The sequence below is a fragment of the Ruminococcus sp. HUN007 genome (genome assembly GCF_000712055.1).
Taxonomy (GTDB): domain Bacteria; phylum Bacillota; class Clostridia; order Oscillospirales; family Ruminococcaceae; genus HUN007.
Window position 1 is genome coordinate 2,593,038 of record NZ_JOOA01000002.1, and the last position, 21,390, is coordinate 2,614,427.

The 21,390-nt window shown below is 38.2% G+C and carries 18 protein-coding genes; 11 read left to right on the forward strand and 7 right to left on the reverse strand.

What is annotated here, in order from left to right; all coding sequences use genetic code 11:
• The first annotated feature begins 52 nt into the window (after nucleotides 1-52).
• From CC97_RS15435 to CC97_RS15485, 11 genes are all read left to right on the forward strand, one after another.
• The gene (locus CC97_RS15435) at nucleotides 53-748 is read left to right on the forward strand and encodes a matrixin family metalloprotease (RefSeq protein WP_044976029.1); all 696 of its coding nucleotides are present in this window, start codon (nucleotides 53-55) and stop codon (nucleotides 746-748) included.
• 18 nt (nucleotides 749-766) lie between these two features.
• Nucleotides 767-1,576 (forward strand): hypothetical protein, encoded by an 810-nt coding sequence (locus CC97_RS15440; protein ID WP_044976031.1) that lies wholly within the window; start codon nucleotides 767-769, stop codon nucleotides 1,574-1,576.
• Nucleotides 1,577-2,193: 617 nt separating this feature from the next.
• On the forward strand, nucleotides 2,194-2,334 hold the full coding sequence (locus tag CC97_RS19755; RefSeq protein ID WP_081850150.1) for a cyclic lactone autoinducer peptide: 141 nt from the start codon (nucleotides 2,194-2,196) through the stop codon (nucleotides 2,332-2,334).
• 31 nt (nucleotides 2,335-2,365) lie between these two features.
• A complete protein-coding gene (locus tag CC97_RS15450; RefSeq protein ID WP_044976036.1) occupies nucleotides 2,366-2,830 on the forward strand; it encodes a peptidoglycan-binding domain-containing protein in 465 nt (154 codons plus the stop codon).
• A gap of 226 nt (nucleotides 2,831-3,056) precedes the next feature.
• Nucleotides 3,057-4,688, forward strand: coding sequence for a hypothetical protein (locus tag CC97_RS15460; protein ID WP_156036942.1), 1,632 nt, complete (start codon nucleotides 3,057-3,059; stop codon nucleotides 4,686-4,688).
• A 117-nt stretch (nucleotides 4,689-4,805) separates the two neighbouring features.
• On the forward strand, nucleotides 4,806-6,128 hold the full coding sequence (locus tag CC97_RS15465; RefSeq protein WP_044973808.1) for an IS1380 family transposase: 1,323 nt from the start codon (nucleotides 4,806-4,808) through the stop codon (nucleotides 6,126-6,128).
• A 297-nt stretch (nucleotides 6,129-6,425) separates the two neighbouring features.
• Complete coding sequence (locus CC97_RS15470) at nucleotides 6,426-7,397, forward strand: hypothetical protein (protein ID WP_044976041.1); 972 nt, start codon at nucleotides 6,426-6,428, stop codon at nucleotides 7,395-7,397.
• A 333-nt stretch (nucleotides 7,398-7,730) separates the two neighbouring features.
• Entirely contained in the window at nucleotides 7,731-7,898 is a 168-nt protein-coding gene (locus tag CC97_RS19760) for a cyclic lactone autoinducer peptide (protein WP_081850151.1), read from the forward strand.
• A gap of 551 nt (nucleotides 7,899-8,449) precedes the next feature.
• Nucleotides 8,450-9,094, forward strand: a complete 645-nt coding sequence (locus CC97_RS15475) for a hypothetical protein (RefSeq protein WP_044976043.1) — start codon at nucleotides 8,450-8,452, stop codon at nucleotides 9,092-9,094.
• A gap of 85 nt (nucleotides 9,095-9,179) precedes the next feature.
• Nucleotides 9,180-9,650: a hypothetical protein gene (locus CC97_RS15480; protein WP_044976045.1), complete on the forward strand. Its 471-nt coding sequence runs from the start codon at nucleotides 9,180-9,182 to the stop codon at nucleotides 9,648-9,650.
• Nucleotides 9,628-11,940 (forward strand): hypothetical protein, encoded by a 2,313-nt coding sequence (locus tag CC97_RS15485; RefSeq protein WP_044976047.1) that lies wholly within the window; start codon nucleotides 9,628-9,630, stop codon nucleotides 11,938-11,940. The genes CC97_RS15480 and CC97_RS15485 overlap by 23 nt, the downstream gene beginning before the upstream one ends.
• Before the next feature lie 441 nt (nucleotides 11,941-12,381).
• Here CC97_RS15485 and CC97_RS15490 read toward each other — a convergent pair whose 3' ends face one another.
• From CC97_RS15490 to CC97_RS15520, 7 genes are all read right to left on the reverse strand, one after another.
• Complete coding sequence (locus tag CC97_RS15490; RefSeq protein ID WP_044974499.1) at nucleotides 12,382-13,194, reverse strand: AAA family ATPase; 813 nt, start codon at nucleotides 13,192-13,194, stop codon at nucleotides 12,382-12,384.
• Complete coding sequence (locus CC97_RS15495) at nucleotides 13,187-14,521, reverse strand: DDE-type integrase/transposase/recombinase (RefSeq protein WP_049962895.1); 1,335 nt, start codon at nucleotides 14,519-14,521, stop codon at nucleotides 13,187-13,189. Before CC97_RS15495 ends, CC97_RS15490 begins: the two co-directional genes overlap by 8 nt.
• A 42-nt stretch (nucleotides 14,522-14,563) precedes the next feature.
• Nucleotides 14,564-15,064 carry a DUF6431 domain-containing protein gene (locus tag CC97_RS15500; protein ID WP_197021841.1) on the reverse strand — a complete coding sequence of 167 codons (501 nt, stop codon included), beginning with the start codon at nucleotides 15,062-15,064 and terminating at the stop codon, nucleotides 14,564-14,566.
• Nucleotides 15,065-15,483: 419 nt separating this feature from the next.
• Nucleotides 15,484-17,262: an aspartate--tRNA ligase gene (aspS, locus tag CC97_RS15505; RefSeq protein WP_044977124.1), complete on the reverse strand. Its 1,779-nt coding sequence runs from the start codon at nucleotides 17,260-17,262 to the stop codon at nucleotides 15,484-15,486.
• Nucleotides 17,263-17,324: 62 nt separating this feature from the next.
• The gene (gene hisS, locus CC97_RS15510; protein WP_044976049.1) at nucleotides 17,325-18,638 is read right to left on the reverse strand and encodes a histidine--tRNA ligase; all 1,314 of its coding nucleotides are present in this window, start codon (nucleotides 18,636-18,638) and stop codon (nucleotides 17,325-17,327) included.
• A gap of 112 nt (nucleotides 18,639-18,750) precedes the next feature.
• A complete protein-coding gene (locus tag CC97_RS15515; protein ID WP_044976051.1) occupies nucleotides 18,751-19,155 on the reverse strand; it encodes a methylglyoxal synthase in 405 nt (134 codons plus the stop codon).
• A 251-nt stretch (nucleotides 19,156-19,406) separates the two neighbouring features.
• On the reverse strand, nucleotides 19,407-21,389 hold the full coding sequence (locus tag CC97_RS15520) for a penicillin-binding transpeptidase domain-containing protein (protein WP_049962964.1): 1,983 nt from the start codon (nucleotides 21,387-21,389) through the stop codon (nucleotides 19,407-19,409).
• Nucleotide 21,390: the final 1 nt, after the last annotated feature.

Genomic DNA, 21,390 nt, shown 5'->3' on the forward strand with positions numbered 1-21,390 from the left:
AAAATAGAGTTTAATATATAAGATGGAGATATAGGAAAGGATGAGCGTAATTATGAAAAAATTTATTAAGAATACTATTGCGATTTTAATTTCAGCATTGCTACCAATTAACACAGTTTGGGCTTATTCACCTGTACCATGCGGAAATTATGTTGATGGATATCGATGCCATTTTGCCTCAAACGTTGGTACTCCTCCTCCGCGTTATCATACGCTGGGTGACAAAGTCATGAATTACGGAGTAGGTGCATATGGTTCGAACACACGGTATTATTGGATAGATCCTTATCTGCCAGCAAATTATACTTCACCAATACAAGATGCATTTTATGAATGGGTATATACAACAAATTCAGTAGGAGTAACAACATCTATTTCAATTCATGAAACGAGTATAAAATCCGCTGCATATTTTGAAGTAGTACTTAATGACGGTGAATTACCATACGGCACAATGGCGAGTACTCGTCACTACATTGGAAGTAATAGAGTTGATATAAATAACAAGGTGCTTGATTCTAATTATGGATGGGCTAAAATTATTATCAATGTCACTTATATGGCAGAACAAGGATACGACACAGCTACAGGAATTAAACAGACAGTCGCCCATGAAATAGGACATGGAATGGGATTAAGTCATCAAAATTGTAATTCTGCAAGTATTATGTGTCAAACTGCATATGGATTGACAGCAACCAGAGCTAATGCTTTCGATTTACAGACTATCAATCACTTGTATGGTTAAGTTATAGGAGGAATAATAATGGCGAAAAACAATAAGAACCTTTCTGCTATAATACTATTATTTACTGTATTTTTAAATGGGTGTGGTGCAATGGAAGAGGTGTCTGTTGTTCCGCAAACTGATGTTGTTTCTGAAACTAAAATATCGGAATCGGTAAGCTCAAGTACAGAGAATTATAAATTCACTGTTGTTCCAGATGTTCCAGAAAAATACAAAGGGAAAAATATATTAAGAAACGAAGCGGAACTTGAATATGATCGTATATTGAATTTAGATAATATTATGGATTATAATGACGTGTTTCTTTTAACTGCAAAAGTTGTTGGGATAAACTATATATGTCTGAGTAAATCAGGTGCTGGAGGGAGTCCGTGGACAGTAATTGATGTTGTTGTAACAGATAATTTAAACAGCAATTTGAAAATTGGAACAAATTTGAAAATATGCACATATGGTGGATATATAAGTCTAAGAGAAAATTTGAGTGATGTATTATATATGACTGGAGATAAATATGAAAGTGACACTAACATTACAGAAGAAGAGATAGATAATTCAGTTTACTATGAAGTTGTTAATAATGGAGAATTGCCTATAATTAATCAGGAATATGCGTTTTGTTTAAAGAAAACAGAAACAATTAATTCAATTGGTGATTATGAACTCATAGGCGGGATATATGGAATTTTACTAAAAAACAATGATACATATATATATCGTTCTTCTGAAATGGATAAGTACGTAGAAAATATGATTGAAAACTTTACACGTAATGATTTGCTGGATAAATACTGCAATACTATGTATGCTTCAAAGGAAGCTGAGTAAATCAGTATTGAGTGAAATGAGAGGTTTAACAACTGTATGATATCCGGCACAGCCTCATTTATAGTCGATATCCTTTTGAAAAATAAAATAATAGATAATTCGTCAGAGGATATTTATCAGTATGGTTTTGAAATAATGATTTCAACAATACTGACTTTTATTCTAGCAGTAACTTGTGGAATATTATTAAAATGCGTGACAGCTTCTCTTATATATTTTTTAATCTTTGCGATTCTTCGCTCAATATGCGGAGGGTATCATGCTAAGACATATTTTCAGTGCAATATGATATTCATTTGCGTTACACTTTTTGTCATTCTTGCGTATAAAAACGTTGCGATTGAGCAGTGTTCTGAACTACATTATTGTATTATTATATTTGCTGTTCTGATAACGATATTTTACGCTCCGGTTGAAAATAAGAATAAGCTGTTGACTATAAAACAAAAACGTTTTTTTCGTATTCTCGGTACAGTATTAGTCATATTGCTGGCAATGACTTCTTGCTGTCTGAAAATAAAATACAATTCAGGTTACAGCATTTTAATAGATTCAACATTGTTAGTTGTATCTGTTTCTATGTTTGTTACAAATCCTATGAGGGGGGGTGAGAGAAAATGTGCAAAAAAGCAAAAGAAAGTATCCTGAAACTTTTAGCTGATGCAGGAAAAAAAGCAGCTTTAATCGGTTGCGGATCGGCATCACTTCTTGGATACCATCAGCCAAAGGAGCCGGAATACATGAAAAAACAACTGTAAATGTTATTAATAACAAAGGGGCAATCTAACTATGAGTATGGTAAAAAAAATGATTTGTGCTATGGGCATTATTACAACCATTTGTACATCAATGATTTCACATAATAATGTTGTCGTTTCAGCTTGGGCATATAACGTTAATAACAGCACTACATATCCTTATATCAATTATCCATCAGTAATTACTAATGGTAATAGCGAAAATAACTATATTAAAGCCTATGGATTAACAAGAAATCGTATTGATAAATCCGGTGAACATCATGTTAGAGTAATTCAATATTGCCTAAATGTGACTATGGATGGAATAATAGGTAACAACACTGATTATGCAATCAAGGAATATCAGAGGAACAATGGCTTGGATGATGATGGCATAGTAGGAAAAGATACATATAGGTATCTTATGTATGATAACAGCGTTATTGGATATACATATAACACAGGATATTCTTCACCTTATATGACGGTTGGCGTAATTAATTATACGAAATAAGGGATGATAATGAATTTGGATAAATGTTGCCGGTCCTGTCGGCAACATTTATCTTTATAGTGGAGTCTGAAAATGAAAAGAATATCACTTATAATTTTCGTAGTTGCCATTGTGTTTCTTCTTTCATCTTGTAATAAAAATGAAATGATATCATCAAATAATACTGCGGATATGAACACTAAATCAAATAATATTAAACAAACAGAGTATAAACTTGAGGAGTATTATGAAACGTCTGAATTCGAAAAAATATGGATACGAATGGATTGACGCTATAAATTACTGCGGGAATGATTTGCTTATTTCAGGAAGCAAAAGTATAAAATCAAATAAAAGATGCCTTATAGTTTCGGATAAGAGTGATGAATATAAAACTATTAACTTAAACATTGACTATTCATCTGTTAAAGATTCATGTATAGTAGGAGAAACTATGTTTGTCCTTCATGATGATAAGGTAAGCAGTGTTAATATAAATACCGGAGAAATTGAATACGAGAAAGTAATATCTAATGTTGTTTCTGTCATACAGAGTAACGGAGATAATTTTATACTGAAAGATTTTGCCGGAGATACACTGTTTATATATGATAAAAACTTTGATTTCATAAAAAAAATAGATATTAAGAAACTTTTGAATATTAATTCGGAAATACATAATATACGTTTACTCGGAACAAAAGAAAGAATATATTTAGCTGGAGATATAGATGGTATTATTACACTATATGTACTTAATAGTAATTACAAAGTTATTTTCAGTAATGAATATCCAGATCTGCCTGGAATGGCGTATCAAATATACGATGACGGTACAAATATAATTTTGATTTCAAACGATAGCAACACAGATCCAGATACTCATGAATATACGATATGTTCATATATTGATGTACTTGATTACAATAACGGAACTTTAAAACAAATGTATGAGGTACCTGATGCACAGTTTGTATTTTGGAATTATTATAACTCAGATATAATATCAAAAAATTCAAAAAAGATTAATATCTGGAATTTGGATACGAATTATAAAAGTGATTTTGATTTGCCTGAAAATTATATTGTTCAAAGAGTAACACAGTCTTCAGATAAAATAATGTTTTTTGAAGATTGTGAAGATGAAATCAGCTCATGCATTACGCATGTATCCATTGACGGTGCCATAAGCGAATACAGATTAGATTCCAACATGAATAATATACAATTCACGAAACACGGGGATATTATATACAGTTTAACCGATGAAAACACAAAGATAACTAAAGTTATTATAAATGATAGTGAATTTAAAACAGTAAAAGAGATTCAACTTGAAAGTAGTACAATTAATCAAATATCAGAGAGCATTAAAATTGAGTATTGTGATAATAAATTTTATGCGATTGTATATGATACAGATAACAATTTGTGGACAACAGTATATGATTTAGATGGAAAAATTCTGAATGAGTATATCCTTGATTTTTCTATCGTTTATAAATTACTTAATAGCGGTGATTCGATATACGCAGTATACGATAAATATATCGATGGTTGTGGAATATCAGAAATTACTAATACAGATGCTATTCCGCTTAGATATTTCCATGATCTTGATATAAACAATTGTTACTCTGGAGATGAACAGTATGACTTGTATTATACAATAGGTTCAGTAATATATGGTTATGAGCAAGAAACTGAAACAAGTAGCAGAATTATAAATTATTATGATTCAGGTATTTCTAATATCGAAAGCATGTTCACTAAAATTGCTGATAATAAATATTTGTGCGACACAAACGAAAATAATAATATAAACCTGAATTATTCATCGCGGCATAAAGAAACTCTTTTCAGCCACATAATCATGTAATTTAAAAAGTTTTTCATGTTTCACCTAAAAAGTGAAGCTATGGTATAGAAAAAGAGCTTCAAATTTGTTATAATTGAAATCGCCAAACAACAAAATAACAAAGGAGAAGCTCTCATGATTAATAGTATAAGCGATTTTTCATTTAAATTCAATAGTTCTGTGAAATTTAATTTCGATGGTGGCGATTTAACGTCAGATTCCGGTGCCCTTTTGATAGAAGAATTCATGCATGTAACAGGTATAAAAAAGCTGTTTCAGCTGTTTAAAACAAAAGATTCCGCTGTTAGATTTCACACTGACGCAGATAATCTTCATCAGGCAATTTCACAGATTTTTCTTTCATACTACAACGATTACGATGCTAATGAGCTTGCTCATGAACATGTTCTCACAACTTCCCTAAACAAGGATCGCATTGCTTCACAGTCATCAATGTCAAGATTTTTCAGCCGCGCAGATGGAACTACAATCAAGCAGCTTAACTGTATACTGACTGAGTTAAGAAGAATAGCTTATGCAATTAAAAGACCTGAATTCATAGTCTTTGACTTGGATTCAACATTGCTTGATACTTATGGGAATCAGGAAGGCACAGCCTTCAACTTTCATTATCAGAACGTTGGATATCATCCATTACTATGCTATGATGCATTAACCAAAGACCTCATTGGAGCTGAATTACGCGAAGGATCAAAATACTGCAGTAAAGATGCTGCAGATTTTCTTGAACCAATATTCAAAGAGTATACTGAATCATATCCTGATATGAACTGTATGCTCAGAGGAGACAGCGGTTTTGCCGCTCCGGAAATATATGATCTTTGTGAAAAGTATGGTATCAGCTATGTAATCAGGCTGAAGGAAAATAATGTACTCAGACAGCTCGCAGAAGCTAAACTTAAAGATTTGAAAACAGCTGTAGATTTGAATTCGCTTGACTATGCATGTACATACGGAGAATTCGAATATCAGGCTTCCTCGTGGAAACACCCGAGACGTGTTGTTTTCAAAATTGAAAAACCATACGGCCAGATGATTTACATGTACACCTTTGTTGTTACTTCAATGAAAAGCGAAGCGCAGCAGCTCATCAATGCATACTGTAAACGCGGTGCTATGGAAAACTTCATCAAGGAAGGTAAGAACGAATTTGGATTCCGACATGTCAGCAGTAAGTCGATGACTGTAAACGCTAACCGATTTCTTATCCATGCGCTTGCATACAACATCTTCAATCTGTTTAGAAGATTTGCCTTGAGTAAAAGACTTAGAAACTGTAATGCCAATACTATACGTATGGCTATATTCAAAGTAGCAGGAAAAATTGTATGCAAGTCCAGATACAAATACTTTAAGTTCTGCAGCAATTGCGTACACAAGAGCGATATTATAGAAACGTATATCAATATTCAACAGCTTTATGTACAGCTGAATGAATAGTTGTGGAAAACCAAGTATTTTGAAAATCGAAAAATCAAAAAAAATATATTTACAGGATAGGTGTACCATCTCGAACTGTTTTATAGTGGCAAATATTCCGAATTTTCACTTTTGAAAATTGATTTTTAGAAATTCATAATTTTTCACAGCGTTCCGAAGTTTCGTGAATTATTCGGGATAAAGTATATTCAGCTTTTAGAGGCAGATGATGAAACACTTAAACGTTTAAACGAAAGAAAAATAATAGTTGCAGCAGGAGACACTGTTTACTGGGGAGATACTGTATCAAAGGCAATAGTGAATTTTAACCATGTAAATAAAGATTATTACATTGTAACACAAGATTATAGTAAAACTTTTGATTCTGGTATTGATCAGTTTAAAATTGATATTATAAAAGGCAAAATTCCTGATTTGTTTATATCTGGAGGTAGCCTTGATACAAAATTGATGGAAAACAATAATGCATTTGAGAATCTCAGTGAATATATAAAAAATAGTAAAATTAGTTTTGAAGATTTTTATCCGAAAGATATTGATAACAGTGAAATATTCTATATTTCGCCTGTAATCGGATTTGGTGTGATTGAGAACAACAGCATTTTGTCAGAATTTGAGGGTGGTATTTCTACAGCTGATTTTTTAGAAAAATCTAAAAAATATAATCTTAAATTTTCTAACTGTACAATATCTCAATTATTCGACTATTTGGTTGTGGATAATCTTGACGATTATGTTGACTATACAAGTAAGAAATGCTATTTTAAAACCGATACGTTTGTTGATTTGATGGAATATATCAAAAATGCTGAAAGTAGCAATGGTGAACTTAAACTGGCCATATATAATAATTTTTACGAACTAATGAATTTTTCAAGTGAAAAATCTTATTTTGATATCTCTGACAAAGGTTTGTTTACAGCTCATATTAACGAAAATATTAAGATGTCTATTTATATCAATTCAGAGTATAAAGATGTTATATGGGGGTTTATTGAATCTGTTTTTGATTCAGGCGAACAGATTTTGAATTATGGATTACCTGTGAGTAAGGATATTAATGGTTTAAATTATTATAATTCATATGCTATCAGCAACCAAAAATTATTCTCACTTCTTTCAAGAGGAAGATTAGTGAACATTTCGGATAAAAATATACATAATATATTGTATAATGAACTGGATAGCTTTATTAATGGTAAAATAACAGCTAGTGAATATGCTGAAAATGTTCAGAACCAGATCATGCTGTACTTATCTGAATTATGATTTCAACAATATTGACTTTTTTCTGTCAGTAACCTGCTGAAATGTCTTTCAGCTTCTCGTATATATTTGGGGATCTTTACGCTACATTACTGTATGATATTTTTGGCTGTTCTGGTAACGATATTTTACGCTACGGTTGAAAAGAAGTTGTTGACCATAAATCAAAAACGTTTTTTTCGTATTCTCGGTACAGTATTAGTCATATTGCTGGCAATGACTTCTTGCTGTCTGAAAATAAAATACAATTCAGGTTACAGCATTTTAATAGATTCAACATTGTTAGTTGTATCTGTTTCTATGTTTGTTACAAATCCTATGAGGGGGTGAGAGAAAATGTGCAAAAAAGCAAAAGAGAGTATCCTGAAACTTTTAGCTGATGCAGGAAAAAAAGCAGCTTTAATCGGTTGCGGATCGGCATCACTTCTTGGATACCATCAGCCTAAGGAACCAGAGTTCCTTAGAGATATAGAAAATGCGAAAAATGCGGATAACTGTATCTAAGAAGACACTGATTTGAGAGAATCAGGGGAACGAAGCGAATTTTTTCATAACTGCGCTCTCTAAAATGACGGATTCTTGTTTTTGAAATGAGAGTAAGAATTCTAACTGAAAACGATAATTAAGTGCATATTGTATATGCCGGAATATAAACCGCAACGACACGGACTTGGAACCGCACCTTTCCGGACCTAGAACCGCACTTTGCCGGGCGAAAACCGCACCGATTTCAGATCAAGGACAATCTATTCTTCACGCTCTGCATAAGTGAGCTTTTATGCCGCAAAAGCCGCTTGACAGTGAGTATGAGTGTGGTAGGCTGGTGGCCAGGCAGCAGCCCTCGTGGCTGCCTGCCTGTGCTGCCGGACTACCGCGCTCATAGAGGCTTGCTGTCAAGTGGACTGTGGAATAAATGCGAACGGACTGGACGAACACCACGAAGAGTACCTAATTAAGTACAGTGCGGTTCTTCTCCGGCAGCGTGCGGTCGATACTCCGTGCAGGTGCGGTTCTGGTGCCGGCATATACACATATGATAAAAAGGGGATTTGAATATGAAAATTAAAAATAAAATAGCTGTATTTCTTATGGCAATGATTTCTGTAGGTACAGTATTATCACCAATTCAAGTTTCGGCCTACAAAGCTAACGGAAAGTACTATCTTGGAAAATACATACCGGGTGACAACGTTAATACTTCACTGACATTGAGGGCGGGATCTGACTTTAATTCAAGCACGGTTGGAATAGTTTATAAAACTGATTATCCAGGGACTGATTATGACTGTATACCAATTTTAACGATAACGTCAAACTTAGCTGGTTGGACTAATTCAGTAATAGTAAGAACTAATGATGGTGGAACAGAAACAAGATCAGGTTATCTTAACCTGAATTATTGTAAGGAAACCTACAATATTAATGGATTGTTCATCATTCCTGATGGCAATAATAATGTAGATAATTGGAATGAAGAATATGTTACGTTATGGGGAACTGGTATTAGAATTTATGCGAATAATTATACCGGAAACCTCAATGGAAACTACAAACTTGGCACAGATGAGACTATTGCTGTGTATGGAAATGGAAGTGCATATGGTTCAGCAAGCAAAGGCGGATATACCGGAACAGTTAATCTTAACTATTTGTTGCCTAGTGAATTTGATAACAATAATACAAGCACAGTAATCAGGTAGAAAAATCAAAAGTATTTAACAATAACAGAACAGGCGGTAATGAATTTGCTTTATTACTGCCTGATTTTTTAAGGAGCCATTTTATATGAAAAAAATAAGAATTTATGCTGTTACACTTGCCGTTTCTATCCTGCTTTCCAGCGGTTGTAGTTTTGGCGGTAATACTACTTCTGATATTACTGATAATAGTAAGTCCGAAGAGCCGACAATAGTATTGTCAGATAACGACTTATCAAATCAGTATTGTAATAGTTCTGCGTTTATGGAAGACGATGATTTTTACATTAAGAAAGCTATGAAGTGTATAGATGATAAACTGTATGTTGCTGGATATGTTATTGATGATAATGGCGATACTCCTAATCTGGTATCACGATACTTGCAGTCTAACGCAGAATATACGTATAGTCTGGATAAGGAGGAGAAATTTTACTACAGCGATGATGTAATATATACTTTTAAATTTAATAATAATCAGATTAGTACCGTCAATCTTTTAGATAGCAAAATGAACCTCTTGATGTCAAAAAAACATGGAGAAATACAACATTCGTGATATAGAAACTGTTCTGGTAAACGGTGATACGGTATATGTTTTTGATAAAGAAATGATTTTGCATAAATTTGAAGATGGTTTCGATAATTGCACTGAAACAGATGTTTCTGAATATTTACTAAGAGCATACAGGATAATCACAGATAAACAAAATAATATATACATATTCACGTCTGATGCGGAAGAAACTGTTCTTTTTAAATTGGATGCGGAGCTGCATTTAGATTATAAATCTGATGACTATTCAGATATGCCAGGAGATGTATATGATATATTTATTGAAAATGAAATGTTGTATGTTCAAACAATAGCTGATGGACAAGTGTACACTAATATTATAGATAAAAACAGTGGGAAAACACTATCACGAGAAGTTGCTTTCGAGTATAATGATACAAATAATGAAGGTAAGTTGAATCTGGATGAAAATGAAACTTATATTGGAACATGTTCTGATGAGAGCTTTATAGTACTACGGTATCCGGAAATTCAAGAATACTATTGTGTTTTAGTAAAAGATGAAAATGAAAATACAATTGAGCAGAAAAAGTTTATAATTGAACAAAGCCCAATAATTTCGAAAGTTGAGATTTGTAATAATGGAGATACATTATACATTGAAGAATCTTATGATGTTAAGACTGCGTTTAATGAGAGTGATGAAGCCGAGGAACATATTATTCATCGCATTAAATCAGATGGAACTCATTCGTCATTCAGAGTTCCGGTATATAATAACGAAAGATATCCTTTGGCGTTGAAATCTGATAATATAGGCAATATATATATTATTGAAAACAAGGATTCAAGATACCAGATATGCTGTTATGATGAATATGGAAATTTAAAGTACGATATGGAAGATAGCAATAAGATGCTGTCGTATATTAATTCGGAAATAGTCAATGATGAGCTTTATGTTAATTATATTAGCTATGATGAAAAATATATTGTCCAAAAAATAAATTCAGAAGGTGGTTGGGGAACATATAATGAAAATTTAGTGTTCAAAAGAATCTATTCCGGGAACAATCAATATGATTTATTTACAACGGACGGGAAGAAAGTGTTTGGCTATAATATAGATAAATGCGAGTTAACAGAAATACTAAGTTTGATTAATTGTGGAATACAATTTACGCCTTCAGATTTTTTTGGCTACAATAAAAATTATGTGATAAGTGATGATCATTCATATTATTTGTTATCGAAGGATGATGCAGCAAAATCAAAACAGGTGATTAAAATGTCCGGGATAGATATTTCGCAAGCGTTAAAAAATCAGGTGGTAAATTATAACAGCAAAGACGATGAGTATATTATTGAATGCGTTGATTATAATTTTGATGAGGATTCTGTAAATAGTTTAAATATGGATATTGTCATGAAGAAAACGGATTTAGTAGTGTTTAATAACTATTCTCCGATAAAAGCTGAAAATTATAATTCGTTTGTTTTTGCAGATTTTTCAAATTATTTAAATGAGAATTCAGAGATTAATGATGATCGTTATTTTTATGGAGTAATTAATCTTTATCGAAGTGACGCAAAGCTTTACACAATGATAACAGAATTTAATATTTACACTATGATTAAAAGAGCAGGGGAGGATGTTAGCAGTATAAAGCTTAATGATTTCTTAAATGATGTTTCTCAGATGAATGAACATCGTTTTGGACTTGCATCTAATCTTTTTTCAGCATATATAAAAAACAATGACTTTGTAAATAATGATTTCCGTTCGATTTTAAAATTTCTAAAAGAAAACGTTCACGATATCAGTGATGGAAATCGAATCAATTTTGGGTATGTGGAAATTACAAAAGAAAATAATAATGCGTATCGTGGCTGTGTTATGACACCATATTTCTTTCAGAAGAATGCAGATATTTCTTATTGCGGATTTCCAACCAATCAAGGAAAGGGCATAGTTGTAGAACCGTTGGAAAGTATTTCGATTCTCGATAATTCTGAAAACAAGGAAGGCGCCTGGAGATTTATTGAATATTGTTTGTCTGATGAGTATCAGAATAGTTTATATCGTGGAATCCCTGTAAAAAAATCTGCATATGATAAAGTTTTTACAGGAGACAGTAAAGAAAAGGAACGCTGTTTAAATGTAATTAATAGTGCTGATTGTAAATATATTGGAGATACAGATTTGTTTAATATTATCTGGGAAGAATCAGAACAATATTTTAATGATGAAAGATCGCTGGATGAAACAGTTAAGTCGATTAAGAATAAAACCAATATCTACTTATCTGAAACAACGCCTTCTTTATTTTAGGGAAACACTGATTATATCGGAAATCTGGCTTCGCCGGATTTCCGGAGGTGGGATTTGCGGGGCTTCGCCCCTGAGCCCCACGCTGATTTATGAATAAATCAGCGTTTCCTTAGTAACGAACTGTGATCTGTTCAAAAATCGATATTTTCGAAAATGATATAAAAATAAATCCCCCTGGAGACATTACACTTTTGATGTACTGTTAGCGCCCACCTATCCTGTCATCCAAAAGTGAATGTATTTTGTCAGGGCAGGGACAGTATTTTGTCAACTGAATTGGAAAAACAAACTGACACCCCCAGCACGGAGGTGTCAATTTCAATCTAGAGAGCTATGCTCTCGGCAAAATCCCACATGGCGCTCAGGTCGCTCCCCAGCGTTGCCCTATCCTCCATTGTGGGCAAAAGCCCGTTAATCAAGTTGAACCGCAACATCAGATAATCAGTGACCGGCTCCGGTTACTTCGTTTTCAAGTACAATATCTACAGATTTGCTGTCGATACAGGTCTGTTTCATCTGTGCACCATAGATAAGTGACTGACTGCAGGCACGGTTTACGAGTCGTGGATTTCCGCCTGAAAAAGTAAAAATAGATTTCATTGCATCTTCAGTGAAGACAGGATTTTCCTGTCCGGCATAATGAAGCTGTGATTCAATGTACTGCTTGGTTTCTGAAAAATCCATAGGAGTAAGAAAGCATTCAACATCTACTCTTTCAAGAATGGCTCTGTATGCGGAAAGACGGAGTTTGTCCCAGAGTTCAGTCTGACCCGAAAGTATTAGTGCCATTGGATTTTCGGAATCCATTTTGTAATTCAGAAGAAAGCGGGCCTCTTCAAGCATTTCTTTTGGCAACAGATGTGCTTCGTCAAGAATCACGACCACTTTACGTTTCTGCATATTCCTCATTATTTCAATCTGCTTATGCAAAGCGTTTCTCGCTGCATTGCGATGAAATTCGGATTTGCATCCGAGCTGGTTCAGGAGATAGTTGTAGAAGCTTCGCGGAGTCAGTTTTGAATCAGAAACGTACAGAACCATGTACTCTGATTCAGGAAGTTCATCCTTTAAACGACGAAGTGTACTTGTCTTGCCGGTACCTGGTTCACCAATCAGCAGTGCGAATGACTGTTTCTGTGCAGTGATGATCAGACGACTGAAAACTTCAGTATTCTGATGTGTTCTGTGCAGCTGATCAGATGGAATACCGCGCGTAAACGGTGTATGCTGCATACCATAAAACATTTCAAACATTTTCAGCACCCTCCAATACCTGTGAATACGAAATAATAGCTCGACGTTCCTTTTCCCCGGCGCTCTTTGTAACAGCATCAAGAAGTCTTGAAGAATCCGCTGGGATACTTTCAATTTCAGCACGTTTCGGTTTTTTAGCAACGTGTGTACCTACCTTAGCCGGTTCAGCGTAAAACGGTTCATGATTCTTTGCTTCAATCCTTACACGTGCAATATTCTGAGGATCATAAACAACATCCACCTGCTGTCCGGCATAAAGAACGCCAACATCATAATCTTTACCCATGAAGCTGATACATCCTGACTTGTTAACTTTACGGGTTTCACAGTGCAGGAAAGCAGTTGAGAGTATTGCATCATCCGGATAGCGTAATGGCATGGAATCGCATTTGAATGCCTGTTCCGGGGTTATTCCGAGTGCACTGTGTATTTTACTGTGGTAACATTCAGAGAGCCAGGCGTTAAACAGTCTGTTCAGTTCTTCTATGCTGTCAGGACGGTTCAGGTTTACCTCTTCAATGAACGAGTCAACGGTATGGTTGAAGCGTTCCTGTTTTCCTTTACCCTGAGGATTACGCGGTTTAGCATACAGCAGTTTAATACTCAGAAGACTGCATGCACGCTTCATCCATTGGGTACGATACTGTGAACCGTTGTCGAAGTAGATACGACGGGGAAGTCCAAATTTCTGAATGCCTTTCTTCAGTGTATCCTCAACAATGCTCTGCTCCATATCTCCATAAAACTCAGCATGAACAATGTAACGTGTTGCATCGTCAATCAGACACGACATGTACGTTGGCTGCGGCTTTCCGTCGATAGTCAGCGTTGGTCCGTATTTCAGGTCTCCCTGCCACAAGTCACAGCGATGAACTCTGGCAAAACGCTGTGAACCGTATCCATGATCCTGATAGGTCTTCATCATCTGAGATGAATAACCCGCCCTTGATAGTGCACGCTGAAGCGTCGTTCGTTTCAGCATGCCAACTTCGACCTTGTTTTCAAGTTCAAGTATCTGGATGATGGTAGGGACGCTTCGTGACGGAACTTCACGGCGCAGACGGATTGCCTCTTCCAGGATCTCCTTAGTGATCACGGTATTCTGTTCCGGTACTTTCCCTTTGGGTTTTAATCCGTCGATTCCATTTCCGTTATACGCATCCACATAGCGCTGGAGTGTTCTTGTTGATACTTCAAACGTATCAGCTAATTCCCGGCGCTTGCCGTAATACTCATCCTGAGACAGAGTGGTATCAAGCAGTGGCGCTATCATGATCACACGCTGTTCAGCTATCTCTTTTGCCAGTTTCTGATTTTTCATGTCCATAGAGGTACCTCCTTGTAGTTGATATCTCTATCATAGTACAGGTCAGACTGAAATGACAGGCGAACTAATGAACTTCCATTCATTGGAATTTACGACTATTCTGACAAAATAGGTGAGCGTGTCAAATGTTGATTCAAAACTGCTTCTGACGACCAGTGCAGGATGCTCAATTTTAAGTCTTCTGACAGTCGCAGAACCAAAATTCAGGAACTTTCTTACCCAGTTTCGGATGCGTATTATCGTGCTGTCATCAACATCATAGTTGTCAAGACCATCATATATTTCAGCTATTATTTCAGTACTGAGATGTTTGTAAGGAGCAACGTAATCCGGAAGCTCGCGGTGATAACGGTCGCATTCCGGGCAGTAGAAAACTCTGAGAGACAGAGTGATTCGCTCTTCGCCGGATACGCGCAGATACCGTCTGCACCTTCCGTGTGACTTCATTGGTTTGCCGCAAATTGGACAAACAGGTGAATTTGTTCCTGTAATTTCGACGATTCCGTCCTTGACTTTTTCACGAAAAAATGATATACTTTTCATTGTTGAGGGACGATAGCTGTGTCATAATTGCGAGTTATGACGATCAAAACAGCTATCGTTTATTCCTTTCTAAAGGTTAATACAATTATTATATCATTTTTATAGATAAAAACACAGACGGCATCATCCCGAAATTCGAATCGGAACGATGCCGTTTTCTATTATTTGTTACCGCGTGCCCGAAGGATGGGTTTATCGCGTTGGTTTTCCCGTGAGCATTCCGTGTCTGGGCCGCAGTTGCAGGACTGACTTTCCAGAATCTTGTACATTTCCCTTGACAGAACTGTTGCCTGCGTGACAAGATACAGTGCCTATTGGACGACATTATGGGTGGTCGGTAACATGTACTCCAAGGGGGATTTTTATTGAACTAGAAAGTGTGTTTTTTATGCAGCTATGCATAGGAAATTTGCAGTTAATCAGTTTTCCTCTTTTTCAATTACTTTGATTCCAAGAACGTCGAGGTTTTCCTTGTCAACTACTGAAGGACACTCTGACATGAGTTCGCTTGCGTTCTGTACCTTCGGGAATGCTGTTACATCTCTTAAGCTGTCGCAGCCGCACATGAGCATTGAAAGTCTGTCGAGACCGATGCCGAGACCGCCGTGAGGTGGTGCGCCGTACTTGTAGGCTTCAACGAGGAATCCGAACTTGGCTTCGATCTCTTCTTCGGTAAGACCGAGTGAGCGGAACATCTTCTGCTGGAGCTCGTAGTCGGTGATACGCATTGAACCGGATGAGAGCTCAATACCGTTGAGTACGAGGTCGTAGGCCTTGGCAAATACCTTTTCAGGTGCTGTGTCGAGGTACTGGAGACATTCGTCCATAGGCATTGTGAACGGGTGGTGCATTGCAAGCCACTTGCCGCTTTCCTCGTCGTATTCGAAGAACGGGAATTCTGTGATCCAGAGGAAGTTGTAGCCTTCAGGGATGATGTCGAGCTTCTTTGCAACGGTGAGTCTGAGTGCGCCGAGAACAGGAAGTGTTACCTTGTTCTTGTCAGCTACGATGAGAGCAACGTCGCCCTTTTCGCATCCGAGAGCGGCAAGAACCGCCTTGAGTTCTTCAGGTGTCATGAACTTTGCAAATGAACATGCAGGTTCTTCGTCGTTCCATCTGATGTATGCAAGACCCTTTGCGCCGATACCCTTTGCAGCTTCGGTGAGTTTGTCTATTTCTTTTCTTGTGAGTACTGATGCAGCGTTCTTGGCAACGATACCTCTTACGCTGCCGCCGTTTTCGATTGCAGATGTGAACACGCCGAATCCGCATGACTTAACGATGTCGGAAATATCAGTGATCTCCATGCCGAATCTTGTATCAGGCTTGTCTGAACCGTATCTGTTCATAGCTTCTGTGTATGTAAGTCTCGGAAGCGGAACAGGAATGTCAACGTTAAGAACCTTTTTGAAGAGGTATGAAACAAATCCTTCTGTCATCTGGAGGATATCCTCAACGTCAACGAATGACATTTCAAGGTCTATCTGAGTGAATTCAGGCTGTCTGTCTGCTCTTAAGTCCTCATCACGGAAGCATCTCGCAAGCTGGATGTATCTGTCGTAACCGGCGATCATGAGAAGCTGCTTGTAGATCTGAGGAGACTGCGGCAGAGCGTAGAACTTGCCGTTGTGTACTCTTGAAGGGATGAGGTAGTCACGGGCACCTTCCGGTGTTGACTTCATCATCATAGGAGTTTCTATTTCAATAAATCCGTGGTCGTAGTAGTATTCTCTTGCTGCTCTTGCAATCTCATGACGCATCATGATGTTCTTCTGGAGCGGCTGACGGCGGAGATCAAGGAAACGGTACTTGAGTCTGAGCTCCTCGTTTACCTTTGTTTCGTCTGTTATCTCGAAAGGCGGTGTCTGAGCCTTTGCAAGGATACGTAAGTCAGTTACGATGATCTCGATATTGCCTGTCTTAAGATCAGGATTCTTGCTTGATCTTTCCTCAACTGTACCCTTTGCCATAAGTACGAATTCCGCACGGCATGAAGCTGCCTTTTCAAATATCGCTCTGTCTGTGTTGTCGTTGAAGGCAAGCTGAACAATACCTGTTCTGTCGCGGAGATCAATAAAGATGAGGTTTCCGAGATTACGCATTTTCTGTACGTATCCGCCGACAACTACTTCTTTTCCTATGCCGTCAACTTCGCCGCAGTAATGGGTTCTTTTGAGGCCCTGCATATTATCTGCCATTTTAAGTATTCCTTTCAGTTTTATTATGGACATAAGAATCTCCGGCCTAGCCGGAGATCAGGTCATATCTTTAAAAGACTGCCGTCGTCTTCGTTTGCTATCCTTGTTGTAATAACGTGGATAGAGAAGTCTTCAGCAAATGAGTCACCGAGAGAGATCTCTGTTTCTTCTCCGGTTTCCATATTTTTAAGCTTTGCACTCTTGTTTTCAAGTTCCGAGTCACCGAGAACAATTACAAAAGCAGCACCGAGCTTGTTGGCATATTTCATCTGAGCCTTTACGCTCTTGTTCATAAGGTCGTATTCAGCAGTAAAGCCTTCAGCTCTTGCAAGACCTGCAAGACGTGCGGCTTCCTTAACTGCGGCACTGCCCATCGGAGCGATGTAAAGGTCGCACTTTGACTGTTCCATGAATGACGCACCCTGTTTTTCCATTGTGAGTATGAGTCGTTCAAGACCTGCTGCAAAACCGAGAGCAGGAGTGTGGGCACCGCCGAGCTGTTCAACAAGACCGTCGTATCTTCCGCCTGCGAGGACTGTACCCTGGGCACCGATGTCTGTTGTGATGAATTCAAAAACAGTTTTTGTGTAATAGTCAAGTCCGCGGACAATCTTAGGGTTTACTCTGTAGCTGATTTTCATAGCATCGAGAAGTCCCTTGAGCTGTTCGAAATGATCCGAGCATTCTTCGCAGAGGAAGTCTAAAATAAGAGGAGCGTCCTTGGCGATACCTGAGCATATCGGACTCTTGCAGTCGAGGATACGCATCGGGTTCTTTTCAAGACGGCTGTGGCATGTTTCACAGAGCTCAGACTTCTTTTCCGAGAAGTACTCCTTCAGAGCAGTGTGATATTTTGCACGGCATACCGGACAGCCGATGGAGTTTATGTTGAGCTCAATGTTCTTAAGGCCGAGTGTTTCAAGCAGGGTATGTGCCATTGAGATCATTTCAGCATCAGCAGCAGGGGATGCGCTTCCGAGCATTTCTGCACCGAACTGATGGAATTCTCTGAGTCTTCCTGCCTGAGGCTTTTCGTGCCTGAAACATGAAGTCAGATAGAAAACCTTCTGCGGAAGAGCGTCATTGAGCATACCGTTCTGCATTACGGCACGGATAGTTCCGGCAGTACCTTCAGGTCTGAGAGTGAACTTGCTTTCCTTAGCCATTACGGTGTACATTTCCTTCTGAACAACGTCTGTTGTTTCTCCTACTGAACGCAGGAAAAGGTCGGTGTTTTCGAAGGTAGGAAATCTTATTTCCCTGAAACCGAATGTACGCGCAGTATTGCGGGATACCTGTTCAACAGTATACCATTTGTGGATCTCTGCAGGTGTTACGTCAGCTGTACCAAGCGGTCTCTGAACAATTAAAGCCATCTGTTAAAAAACTCCTTTTTGAGGTAATATGGAAGCACTGATTTATAAATAAACCAGTGCCTTTGATACCGGAAAGTTCCGGCAGTATCTGCAGTCTGATCAGGCTGCAGTATTATAATTCAGGTGTACCGTAAGCACGCCAGTCAAGGTCGCCTCTTTCAAGAGCGAGGATGAGTGCTTCGGCTGTTGCTATGTTTGTTGCAACAGGAACGTTGTGAACGTCACAGAGTCTGAGAAGCTCGATGTCGTTAGGTTCGTTTGCCTTTGGTGTGATAGGATCCCTGAAGAACAGGAGAATGTCTATTTCACCGCATGAGATCCTTGATGAGATCTGCTGATCGCCGCCCTGTGAGCCGCTTAAATATCTTTTTATGTTAAGACCGGTAGATTCACTTACCAGCTTGCCTGTTGTGCCTGTTGCACAGAGGTTGTTCCTTGAGAGTATACCGCAGTATGCGATACAGAACTGGACCATAAGTTCCTTTTTTGAGTCATGTGCTATTAATGCTATAGTCATTGATGATCATATCCTTTCTGAATGGATTTTTCCCCGAAAGCCCTGTTTTTGTTTAATTATACTCAGGCATATCCGGTACATCCGGTTATGCCGGTTATGAGCATTTCATTATATATATATTCTATTGTACCATAAATACCGGTTTTGTCAAAGTGATTTTGAATTCAAAACTGAAAATTGTTATTATACACGATTTATTTTAAGACAATTGTTTAAATGATACAAAACGAACTGAAATATCGACGGGGAAATCAGCTTATTGTATTACCATAATGTCTGTTATAGCAGTCTATCAGTTTTCTTACCAGATATTTTGAATTTTTACCATCTTCTATAATTGCAGAAAATGCAATTACAGGATCATCGGCAGGCGCAAAGCCTATAACTGCGGTACTTGTGCGGTCGTTCGAAGTGGTCTGAGGAGTACCGGTCTTGATAGCCACGTCGTAACCGAGATCGTTGAGCGAGAACTCACCTTCCGGTGTGTTGTGCGAAGCTCCGATCATACCGCTTATTATTGTAGGGTAAACGTAGTCGTAGTTTGTTTTTATTGTTTCCGCAACTTCCGGAGGAACGTCATCCACCTTGTTTCCCTTGTAGTCATAGATGCTGTCCACAAGGTGCGGTTTGTAGCGTACGCCGCGGTTGGCGATAGTCGAAGCGGCCACGGCCATCTGAAGCGGAGTAACTCTTGTTTCCTCCTGACCGATAGCTGCCTGAAGAAGACCGCCTGAGTACCATTCAACGCCGAGCATTGCGCTTGTTTCCGGTCCGGCAATGTAGCCTTCGGAATCACCGCTTTCAAGGCCGAGATGTGTGCCGAGACCGTAAAGGTGAGCGTATTCGATTATCTTGTCGATACCGAGAAGACGTGAAAGCTCGTAGAAGTAAACGTTACACGATACTCTGATAGCTTCGCTTGCCGCGATGTCCTGATGCCAGCCGGTACATCTTACAACAGTTTCGTAGAACTGATAATCTGTATTACAGTAGAACGTGGTATTCGGAGTAACGACACCCTCGTTCAGACCTGCAGTGGCAGTTACCGTCTTGAATGTCGAACCCGGACGGTAGATACCGTCTGTTGCACGGTCCACAAGAGGAGTGCCTTCACGGTTAAGTACCTCAGAGTAGTTTTCAATGTAGTCGTCGAGCCTGTATGTAGGTGCTGTTGCAAGAGCAAGCACGTCATTGTCCTTTGCATCAAGAACGACTATTGCACCCTTGCTTATTCCGAAGCATTCCTCGTCGTTTTCGTTGAGCCATACCATGAAGTCTTCGAGTATTTTCTGAACGTCGCGCTGGAATCCTGAGTCGATGGTAAGATGCACGGTGTTTCCCGGAACGGCAGGTTCGGTAACTTCCGATGAGATCACACCGTTATTCTGCACGGTTATCTCACATGTTCCGTTTTTGCCGCGGAGCACATCTTCCATTCCTTTTTCTATGCCGCTTTTGCCCACATAGTCATTCATGAAATAACCCTTGTTTCTGAGCTCTTCATATTCCTCGGCGTAGATCGGTCCGACTGTTCCTATCTCATGAGGGATAACGTCAACAACAGGATTGGTTCTTATGGCATCTTCGAGTATTTCGACGCCCGGAATCTCCGGTCCCATTTCCTTTATCTTGGTTACGGCGCTTATGTCTATGTCTTCACAGAGCGTGAAGATGTTGCTGAGCGAAAAGTCGCGGCGCTTCATTTCGTACCGAAGTCCGGCGATTATTCTTTTTTCAGCGTCGGAATAGCTTTCGTCTATATCGTAGTCGACAATGAATTTGTCCATGCAGTTTTCAGCAGTCGCATAGACGTTTACTCCGAGTGAGGATTTGAGGTATGAGAGTTCATCTTCATCTTCGGTAGTGAATTCAAAAGGTGCTTCTGTAGTCATCGGAAGCGAATCGTAATATCTGTAGCCCTCACGGGTGAGAAAATCGGCGATTTTAAGTATGACTTCGTTCGCTTTGCGGTTGTCTTCAGGAAATGTTGATTTTTGAATAATTACATTGAAACCCAGCTTGTTTTCCACTATAGGAACGCCGCGTACATCCTTTATTTCACCGCGTGTTGCATGAAGTGTCTGTTCCTCGGTATAGACATTTGTCTTGTCTGTCATGCGTACTTCCTGATCAACGATCTGCAGCTTCATGAGCTTTATTCCGGCACCGGCAGATATTGTAAGAACTCCGCATATTATCAGTGCGGCTCTTATTTTTTCTGTGATAGCATTCATA

Bases quoted from the DNA above. Each gene is read 5' to 3' on its own strand.
- CC97_RS15490 (WP_044974499.1), bottom strand. From the start codon at position 13,194: ATGTTTGAAATGTTTTATGGTATGCAGCATACACCGTTTACGCGCGGT.
- CC97_RS15440 (WP_044976031.1), top strand. From the start codon at position 767: ATGGCGAAAAACAATAAGAACCTTTCTGCTATAATACTATTATTTACT.
- aspS (WP_044977124.1), bottom strand. From the start codon at position 17,262: ATGGCAGATAATATGCAGGGCCTCAAAAGAACCCATTACTGCGGCGAA.
- CC97_RS15460 (WP_156036942.1), top strand. From the start codon at position 3,057: ATGAAACGTCTGAATTCGAAAAAATATGGATACGAATGGATTGACGCT.
- CC97_RS15495 (WP_049962895.1), bottom strand. From the start codon at position 14,521: ATGGACATGAAAAATCAGAAACTGGCAAAAGAGATAGCTGAACAGCGT.
- CC97_RS15450 (WP_044976036.1), top strand. From the start codon at position 2,366: ATGAGTATGGTAAAAAAAATGATTTGTGCTATGGGCATTATTACAACC.
- CC97_RS15480 (WP_044976045.1), top strand. From the start codon at position 9,180: ATGAAAAAAATAAGAATTTATGCTGTTACACTTGCCGTTTCTATCCTG.
- CC97_RS15485 (WP_044976047.1), top strand. From the start codon at position 9,628: ATGGAGAAATACAACATTCGTGATATAGAAACTGTTCTGGTAAACGGT.
- CC97_RS15515 (WP_044976051.1), bottom strand. From the start codon at position 19,155: ATGACTATAGCATTAATAGCACATGACTCAAAAAAGGAACTTATGGTC.
- CC97_RS15435 (WP_044976029.1), top strand. From the start codon at position 53: ATGAAAAAATTTATTAAGAATACTATTGCGATTTTAATTTCAGCATTG.
- CC97_RS19760 (WP_081850151.1), top strand. From the start codon at position 7,731: ATGTGCAAAAAAGCAAAAGAGAGTATCCTGAAACTTTTAGCTGATGCA.
- CC97_RS15500 (WP_197021841.1), bottom strand. From the start codon at position 15,064: ATGAAAAGTATATCATTTTTTCGTGAAAAAGTCAAGGACGGAATCGTC.
- hisS (WP_044976049.1), bottom strand. From the start codon at position 18,638: ATGGCTTTAATTGTTCAGAGACCGCTTGGTACAGCTGACGTAACACCT.
- CC97_RS15520 (WP_049962964.1), bottom strand. From the start codon at position 21,389: ATGAATGCTATCACAGAAAAAATAAGAGCCGCACTGATAATATGCGGA.
- CC97_RS15475 (WP_044976043.1), top strand. From the start codon at position 8,450: ATGAAAATTAAAAATAAAATAGCTGTATTTCTTATGGCAATGATTTCT.
- CC97_RS19755 (WP_081850150.1), top strand. From the start codon at position 2,194: ATGTGCAAAAAAGCAAAAGAAAGTATCCTGAAACTTTTAGCTGATGCA.